Source organism: Tunicatimonas sp., assembly GCF_049647865.1.
GTDB lineage: Bacteria > Bacteroidota > Bacteroidia > Cytophagales > Cyclobacteriaceae > Tunicatimonas.
Genome location: NZ_JBARYM010000069.1, coordinates 1 through 5,468, shown reverse-complemented (window position 1 = coordinate 5,468; position 5,468 = coordinate 1). Strand labels below are relative to the sequence as shown.

Annotated in this window: 6 protein-coding genes; 3 read left to right on the top strand and 3 right to left on the bottom strand. The window is 47.4% G+C overall.

The genetic code is table 11. The features are described from left to right. On the top strand, positions 1–208 hold a 208-nt coding region (locus WBA23_RS02555; protein ID WP_424580679.1), incomplete at its 5' end, for a helix-turn-helix domain-containing protein. 6 nt (positions 209–214) lie between these two features. Here WBA23_RS02555 and WBA23_RS02550 read toward each other — a convergent pair. After that, the gene (locus WBA23_RS02550) at positions 215–2,638 is read right to left on the bottom strand and encodes a trehalase family glycosidase (protein ID WP_424580678.1); all 2,424 of its coding nucleotides are present in this window, start codon (positions 2,636–2,638) and stop codon (positions 215–217) included. Positions 2,639–2,846: 208 nt separating this feature from the next. Between WBA23_RS02550 and WBA23_RS02545 the strand changes: the two genes are divergently transcribed. Further along, complete coding sequence (locus WBA23_RS02545; protein ID WP_424580677.1) at positions 2,847–3,443, top strand: 3-keto-disaccharide hydrolase; 597 nt, start codon at positions 2,847–2,849, stop codon at positions 3,441–3,443. A gap of 12 nt (positions 3,444–3,455) precedes the next feature. Further along, positions 3,456–4,313, top strand: a complete 858-nt coding sequence (locus WBA23_RS02540) for an NmrA family NAD(P)-binding protein (protein WP_424580676.1) — start codon at positions 3,456–3,458, stop codon at positions 4,311–4,313. Here WBA23_RS02540 and WBA23_RS02535 read toward each other — a convergent pair. Next, entirely contained in the window at positions 4,310–4,942 is a 633-nt protein-coding gene (locus tag WBA23_RS02535; protein ID WP_424580675.1) for an NAD(P)-dependent oxidoreductase, read from the bottom strand. The two genes, WBA23_RS02540 and WBA23_RS02535, sit on opposite strands and share 4 nt — an antisense overlap. Positions 4,943–4,956: 14 nt before the next feature. Then, positions 4,957–5,468 (bottom strand): DsbA family protein (locus WBA23_RS02530; RefSeq protein WP_424580674.1); only part of this gene is annotated, 512 nt, incomplete at its 5' end.

Sequence of the window (5,468 nt, the reverse complement as noted above, 5' to 3'; positions counted from 1 at the left end):
ACACTACCCTACTCCCACTATTGATCCGGTTGATGCTATTCAAGTAGCACTAGAGGAGCGAGGAATGATCCAGCAAGATTTGGTGCCTACTGTCGGACCTAAAAGTAGAGTTTCTGAAATCATGAACCGAAAGCGGAAGCCTACTGTGAATGAAATTAAGGCACTGCACGAATACTTGAACATACCCTTGGAAATATTTTTTGCGTGAGAGAATCTATCTTTCTACTTCCAGTAAAATTTCTCCTTCACGAGTAGTAACCACATCATAATTATCCACTAAGGCAGGCTGTACCTCTTGCCCGTTGAGTTGCCACTGAGTATACTTCCCAGCAGGGAAGGCTAGTTCTAATTCCCAAGACTTATGCTGATTGATTTCAAGTTGTAGTCCTGCTTCCTGTTGAGTGTAAGATACATTCAGTTGATTGTCCCCAATAACTACGTTTTCTAGCTGGGCTTGCGACCAGGCGGAAGGCATCTGGGATTGGATGCGAACGGTTTGCTCGTAAGCCCGCGGACGAATGCCAAAGAACTGCTGGACAATGGGTACGGCGTAACTGTACAGATTCCAGGCCTGGGTCATCATCCCGTAGTCAGGGGATACTTCGTAGATGGAGCCGGGTAGGGCAAAGCCGAAGGTGCGAGTCATCCGTTGCAGATAATCCAGCGCGGCATCGGGGTTAGCATAGTTGTTTTCAGCAATAGCCTGCACTCCGGTGGGCAGCGTCATCACGGCACCAGTGTAGGAGAAAACCTTCTTATTGAGCGTAAACGATCCAGCATCCTGACCGGCGGTTTCATCTCGATCAATACCCGTGACAAAGACCCCGAACGGGTTTACGAATTGGCTTCCGGTTTTGAGGGCGGCCTGGGCTTTAGCTGAATCGGCAATTCCCATTTCCATAGGGGTGTTTACTACCCAGTTATGATGCACCACAAAGCCTTGCTTCTGCTCGGGCGGATAGTTAGCGATTTGAGCTTTTGTCCGCTTCAGTTCCTCTACCGCCCAGGGTTTATTCAGCGTATCAGCCCGGATGATAGCATCGTCAATTAGATGAAGGGCTTGCTCAGTGGTACTAATAAAATCGGCATAGGAATTGGCTTCAGCTACCCAAAAGTCAGTATTAATTTTCTGACGAAGTTGTTCCGCGGTTTGGTTGTACTGCCGAGCCGTAGTTTCGTCGTTCAGCACCTTCGCCATGTTAGCCGCATCGGCGAAAGCCTGTTGAGTATACACCGCCACATCGATCATCTCGCTATCCAGTCCGTGAATTTCCATCATCCCGAAGCCATCGGGCAGTAGGTTTCCGTCGGCATCGCGCTCTTGCATCAGCCAGGCTAGCCCTTTCTGTACTACCGGATAGAATTTCTCCAGAAAACTTCGGTCACCAGTCCATTCGAACACCTTCCAAACCAGCGAGGCAAACTGCGGAGTTTCGTTGATATTACCCGGGTTGTATACCGCTCCGTTGGTAGATACTTCATGCACAATTCGTCCGTTGCCGTTAGTTTCTTCTGAGATTTGATGGAGTAAATCGATGGTGCTATACACTAAGTCTATTTGTCCAGTCATTAGTGCTCCTTGTAGAGTGTACTCGCTATCCACCCCAAACCACCAGGGATAATCAGGAATACCAGCGGAGATGCCCCGCCCCGTCTCTGGCACATCGCGAATGAGCCAATCAGTGTTGTACTTCACCCAGCGGAAGGCCTGTTCTAAGTCTTTATCGGGAATGGTGAGTTTAGATTTTTCGGCAATGGTTTGGTAGCGTTCTTTTTTTGATTGTAATAACAGTACAGCCTGCTGCTGTACTTCCAAGTAAGTAGCCTCGGCATCTTCTTGCGACTGATAAGATCCAGCAATAATACTCGGCAAATGAACCTCGCCCCGGGCGGGAATATCTAAGGAATAACGTACGGAAGCGGCTACGCCCTGCCCTTTAGGTCGATACTCGCAGTGTTCGCTTTGTTGCAAAGTGTGCGATTGTGAAGCCACCTGAGAGCCAAACAGCGTATACCATTCATTTAAACTATCTTTTGCTACCCATCCGTTGATGACCTCATTCCAGGTAGCTACGTCGGTAGTGTCTTGCATACCGGTGCGCTCGCCTAACCAAACGGGTCGTAAATCGGCGTAGCCAGTAAAGTCAAACGTTATTGTTTGCGCTGATTCGCTTAGGTTGGTAAATGTAAACTGCACGACTACGGCTTCCTTACCATCGGGCACAAACTGAAACCGCTCTACGCGCAGATTAGCCGGAGTAGAATGGTAGATGTGACGATTGGCAAAAGGATAATTGATAAATGTATCAGCTTCAGCCAAGCAGAATGACTGACCGTTACTAGTAATTGATGCCGTAAAGCCATCCATGAGTTTAATCGGGTGATCCCAGATGCCACCCATTTCTCCGGCTACGTGCCATCCCAAATCCGGAAACTGCCCGTTTTGGTGCCCAACCATATACACCCGATCGCCCGCCGTAACGAAGGGTGAATTTAGGTACTCAGTTCGTCCCGGAATGGACTCAGTATCAGCCAGTGTAATTGATAAGTCAGTTGCTTTGGGAGAGGGCTGACATTGGAATAATAGTATAACCAGAATAGTCGGTACGGCAGAGAAGCGTTGTAGTAGCGAGAGCATAATGGATTAATGTAAAATGGCTACTCAAAGTACGTAAACTATCCTAATTCTGGTAGTGTGACCAATATTTGGAAGGGCTTCTTAGCCTATCCTATACCAGGAAAGCTGCGGATACTAGTTAGAAGAAATCCGAATAATTGCCAGAATTATCGTAAATTAGAGGTTTAGACAAGAGTAATCAATAAGCAATTTTAAATATATCTAACCTATGACTAGAAGACTATTTCCGCTGTTTGCACTACTAATTGTGTCTGCACTTTTTATTCAGGCAGATGACCCGAAGATGAAGAAGATTTTTAACGGCAAAAACCTGAAGGGCTGGGTGGAGCCGGAAAATAACATCTGGTGGTCGGTAGAAGATGGCATCCTGAAAGTAAAGAGTGGTCCTGACCAAACCGGATCGATTTTATGGACGAAGAAAGAGTACGAAGATTTTGTAGTACAAGCCGAATTTAAAATGGGCGACGGAACTGTTGACTCCGGTTTTTTTCTACGCGACGACAGTCAGCAGATTCAAATTGGCGAATCAGGTTCACTAAAGCGGGATATGACCGGTTCGCCCTATATTCCGGGTAAGGGCTACCCAGTGGAAGCCGAAGGAGTGTCGGAACTGCTAAAGATGGACGACTGGAATACCATGAAAGTTCAGGCTATCGATAACAAATATACTGTTTGGCTCAACGGCGAGGAAGTGATGAACTACACTTCTGAGAACGCTAGTGAAGAAGGTCCTATTGGCATACAGCTGCATCCGAAGCGCGATATGAGTATTGAGTACCGCAATATTATGGCGGCAGAACTTTAGCATATTACTTCCTTGAAACGAGTTTTAGTTACCGGAGCTACCGGAACCGTTGGTGGGGAGGTGATCCGCAGTCTGCAACCACATACCGACCAAGTTGCGATAGTAGCGGGCGTACGAAAGTTAGGCGATTTTCGAAATAACGAAATCGTTCAAGAGATCCGCTTTGATTTTGAAGACTCCAGTAGCTTTGAACCAGCACTACAGCAGGTAGACGCGCTTTTTTTGCTGCGACCGCCCCAAATATCCCAGGCTAAAAAGTACTTTGAACCAATTATCTCCGCCGCCCAAACCCAACAGGTCAAGCATATTATTTTTCTTTCGGTGCAGGGAGCAGATACCAATTCGGTTATTCCCCACCATACCATTGAAGAACTCATTAAGCCGAGCGGAATTACTTACACCTTTTTGCGACCCGCTTACTTCATGCAGAATTTCCTGACCACGCTAAGGAAAGACTTGGTAGAAAATCATCGCGTATTTTTGCCCGCCGGAAAAGCTAAATTCACCGTTATTGACGTACGGGACATTGGTCGGGTAGCGGCGGAAGCAATTTTGCATCCAGAACAACATCAACATAAAGCCTACAATCTTACCAATCAGGAGCTATTAAGTTTCGGCGAAATGGCCCGAATGCTCGCGAAGGGACTGGAAACACCTATTCGTTACGAATCTCCTAACTTGGTGAAGTTCTTTATTACAAAGAAAAGGCAGGATGTAGCTACTCCTATGGCATTAGTCATGATTATGCTACATTACCTGCCGCGGTTTAGCAGCCCACCCCCTATTAGCGATAGTGTGCAGCAAATTACCAAGCAGGTTCCATTCACTTTTGAGCAGTTTGTTCGCGATCATCGCGATCAGCTCCTTTAGTAACTGACGAAGGGCATTTGTCCGTCGTATTCGGTATTCTCTACCAAGCGTACCACAAAATCCGCTAAGTCGGCGCGGCCTACTTTCGTTCCGGCATTTACGCCTACCCAGCCAATGCGGTAGTCCCCTTTTTTAGGCTCATTGGTAAGACGAGGTCCGCGTACAATGGTCCAGTCTACGCCGCTACTTTTTAGCACTTCGGCGTGCCGGATAGCATCGTTTAGGACTTTAGGCACGGCAATTTTCATAATGAACCGAATGGCTTTATCCGGAAACTTGGGCTGATCCTTCTCGTAGGGCAACCCACCCCCCGAGAGTGAAATAATTCGGGGAACCTGATGCTCGCGCATAGCGGCTAAAATATTCTCCGTTCCGTTGGTTTGTAACCATTCCGGCGACCCTTTTACGTGACCAAATAAGCTCACTACCAGATCAGTACCGGCGACCGTTCGTTTTACGTCTTCCGCGTTCAGTACGTCACCAACAATCAGTTCTAGGTTAGGAGAGGTTTCCGTTACCTTAGCGGGGGTGCGTACCAGTGCTTTGATGCTGTACCCTTGTTGTAAGGCTTGTTTTAGAAATTCTTGTCCGGTTTGTCCGGTACCGCCAAAAAGTGCAATCGTTTTCATAAGAGATATAAGGTTTAAATTTCTTGCGATATAGCTGATAGTTGATTTTCTAAGGTAGATAAGGAAGCGTAGCCCCGAACCAGCGGATAATGCGCACTGTCTACTTCGGCCACCATAGTCGGAAAGCCCTGCACGCCAAGTTCCTGCACTCGGCGAAACTCCTGCCGGGTTCGAGTCACGAATTTCTCTTCTTCCATCTGTTGGGTAAACGTGTGTCCGTCTATTCCAAATTCTTCGGCTAGTGGCCCGTAAGCAGCAATGTCTTCGGGAGCCAAACCATCGTAATAAACTGCCTTCTGAAGAGCGGAAGCGAATTGAACGGATTGATCTGCATGGTATGACTTAAAAACCGTTAGAGCATTGGCTAGAGGTATAGAATTAAAGATCGTCGTTCCTTCTTTGAGCACCCCCTCTAAGAAGGGTTTGCCAAACGTGACCCCCGTGGCTTTTTCAACTTCTCGGTAAGCCCAGCTAATGTACGGAGCAACCTCCCCAATGGGTCCAATGCGTTCGCCAGTCACCATCC

Excerpts from the sequence above, each read along its gene's own strand:
- WBA23_RS02550 (WP_424580678.1), bottom strand. The coding sequence starts at position 2,638 with ATGCTCTCGCTACTACAACGCTTCTCTGCCGTACCGACTATTCTGGTT.
- WBA23_RS02545 (WP_424580677.1), top strand. The coding sequence starts at position 2,847 with ATGACTAGAAGACTATTTCCGCTGTTTGCACTACTAATTGTGTCTGCA.
- WBA23_RS02535 (WP_424580675.1), bottom strand. The coding sequence starts at position 4,942 with ATGAAAACGATTGCACTTTTTGGCGGTACCGGACAAACCGGACAAGAA.